This window comes from Methylopila musalis (genome assembly GCF_042679725.1).
Lineage (GTDB): Bacteria > Pseudomonadota > Alphaproteobacteria > Rhizobiales > Methylopilaceae > Methylopila > Methylopila musalis.
The window spans coordinates 1-2,474 of the sequence record NZ_JBHTMX010000288.1; the positions used below are offsets into that span (position 1 = coordinate 1).

Sequence of the window (2,474 nt, forward strand, 5' to 3'; positions counted from 1 at the left end):
GGCGGCGGACGCCGACGTCCGGCTCGACGCGGCGGCGCGGGCCGCCGGTCTGTCGGTCTCCCGGCTGCAGCATCTGTTCACGGCGGAGATCGGGGTGTCGTTCCGCCGCTACCGCCGCTGGACGCGCATGCGGCGGGCGATCGCGGAGATCGTGGGCGGCGCCAGCTTCACCGCCGCGGCCCATGCGGCCGGCTACGCCGACCAGCCCCATTTCGCGCGGGACTTCCGACGCACCTTCGGCGCGCCGGCCTCCCGCAGCCTGAGCGGCGTGCGGCGCGCGCCCCCTCGCGGGACCCGCGCGCCGTCAGCCTGAAGCGGTTCCGGCCTCAGAGGCCGGCGCCGAGCGGGCGCACGAACACCTTGTCGCCCTGGCGGACGATCTCGAGTGCTGCGAGCGGCTCGCCGACGCCCTGCGGCGAGAGCGCCAGCACGCGCTGGTCGCCCGCGAGCGTGGTCTCGATGCGCAGCGGCGGCACGCCTGCGCGGCGGGCGAGGCCGGCGACCACGCGGTAGCCCGCGGGCTCCACGGTGTAGTAGGCGACGCCCTTGCGGTCGCCGACTTCGATCCGGCTCGCGGAGCCGGCGTTGAGCTCGACGGCGCCGGCGGAGGCCGCCGAGCCGATGAGGGCGAGAGAGACGATTGCGGCGCGCAGCGACATGGTGACACTCTTCCGTGATGTGCTCGTCGGGGCCGACCCCCGTGATCTGCGCCAAAGATACTCAGTCTTTCGTCATCGATCAAAACGATCGGATTCATATTGAATATCGACCACGCTAATTTAAGTCGTCTCGACCTCAATCTGCTCGTGGCGTTCGACGCGCTGGTGACGGAGCGCAGCGTCACCCGCGCGGCGGCGCGGGTCGGGCTCGGCCAGTCGGCCATGAGCCATGCGCTGGCGCGGCTTCGGACCATGTTCGGCGACGAGCTGCTGATCCGCGGCCCGCAGGGCATGCGCGTCACTCCCCGGGCGCAGGCGCTGATCCAGCCGGCGCGGGCCGCCCTCGCCCAGATCCAGGAGATGGTGGCCCGGCGCGAGGCGTTCGATCCGGCGACCGAGGAGCGCACCTTCACCATCGGCATGCCGGACAGCGCCGAGGTGCTGCTGATGCCGAAGCTGATCGCGCTGCTGCGGAAGGAAGCGCCGGGCGTGCGGCTGCTGGTGCGCACCATCGACCGCATCCGCATTCTGCAGGATCTCGACCAGGACCGGGTCGATCTCGGCATCGGCCTGTTCGAGGACGGCGAGCTGCACCACAAGCGCCGCCTGCTGCAGCGGGAAAGCTATCTCTGCATCTTCAATCCCGACCTGCTCGGCGTGTCGGCGCCGATCTCGCTCGAGGATTACGTGCGGCTGCCCCACGTGCTCACCAGCCTCGTGGAGACGCCCCATGGCGTGGTGGACGACGCGCTGGCGAAGATCGGCCTATCGCGCGACATCGTGCTCACCTCCCCGCGCTTCACCGCCGCGCCCTTCGTGGTGAAGCAGGCGCCGGTGATCGCCACCATGCACGCGCGGGTGGCGCGCTACTTCGCGGAGGTGCTGGACCTCGCGGTCAGCCCGGCCCCGGTGATCCTGCCGGATGTCGCGATCTCCATGCTGTGGCACGCCTCCTACGACGGCGATCCCGGCCACCGCTGGCTGCGCGAGACCATCCTGAAACTCAGCGACGAGCGGCCGCCGAGCCTCAACCTGTGGCTGAACAAGGCGGAGGACGAGGGTGGCTGACGGTCGGAATGCGTCCCAAATCGGGCCAGACGTCACGGAATGGCCTCAATTAAGACCGATCCAGAACCTTCGTCGAAACGGCCAGGGACCGGACGCGTGAAAGCAGGGCTGTTCGGGATCGCGCTGGCGGTCGTCTTCACGCACGGGGCCGCGGCGCAGACCGCGTCCGGCCCGGCGCAATACGACGCTATCATCGCCCGCCATGCGGCCGTGAACGGAGTGCCCGAGACGCTGGTCCGCCGGGTGATCGTGCGGGAGAGCCGCTACAATCCGAAGGCCTACAATCGCGGCCACTACGGCATGATGCAGATCAAGCACGCCACCGCGAAAGGCATGGGCTATCGGGGCGACGCCGCCGGCCTGCTCGACGCCGACACCAACCTGACCTACGCCGTGCGCTACCTCGCCGGCGCCTACCGGACCGCCCGCGGAAACCCCGACCGCGCCGTGCAGCTTTACGCCAGCGGCTATTATTACGAGGCCAAGCGCCAGGGCCTGCTCGATCAGGTGGGCATGGGCCGCCGCGGCGCGTCCGTGTTCGCGCAGGCGATGGAGATGGCGCCGCACGGCCGCGCCAAGGCGCCCGCCACAGTCGTCGCCAGCGCCGAGAAACCAGCCGTCGTCACGACCGCCACGGCTACTGCGAAACCCGCCGTCGTCACGGCCACCGCCGAGCCCCGCCAGCCGCGCGTGATCGCGGTGAACGTCGCGCCGGCGCTCGCCTCCGCGGCGCCGCTGCCGCCGGTG

General features: G+C 70.9%; 4 protein-coding genes. 3 read left to right on the forward strand and 1 reads right to left on the reverse strand.

Annotated features, from left to right (window positions below):
* Positions 1–313 (forward strand): helix-turn-helix domain-containing protein (locus tag ACFQ4O_RS16770; protein ID WP_378777402.1); only part of this gene is annotated, 313 nt, incomplete at its 5' end.
* Between the two features lie 13 nt (positions 314–326).
* On the opposite strand, the gene ACFQ4O_RS16775 is transcribed toward ACFQ4O_RS16770, so the two are convergent.
* Positions 327–659, reverse strand: a complete 333-nt coding sequence (locus ACFQ4O_RS16775; RefSeq protein WP_378777404.1) for a hypothetical protein — start codon at positions 657–659, stop codon at positions 327–329.
* Positions 660–758: 99 nt separating this feature from the next.
* Between ACFQ4O_RS16775 and ACFQ4O_RS16780 the strand changes: the two genes are divergently transcribed.
* On the forward strand, positions 759–1,727 hold the full coding sequence (locus ACFQ4O_RS16780) for a LysR family transcriptional regulator (protein WP_378777406.1): 969 nt from the start codon (positions 759–761) through the stop codon (positions 1,725–1,727).
* Positions 1,728–1,823: 96 nt separating this feature from the next.
* A partial coding sequence (locus ACFQ4O_RS16785) for a transglycosylase SLT domain-containing protein (RefSeq protein ID WP_378777408.1) occupies positions 1,824–2,474 on the forward strand: 651 nt, incomplete at its 3' end.

Coding starts and splice junctions, on each gene's coding strand:
- ACFQ4O_RS16775 (WP_378777404.1), bottom strand. CDS start 659: ATGTCGCTGCGCGCCGCAATCGTCTCTCTCGCCCTCATCGGCTCGGCG.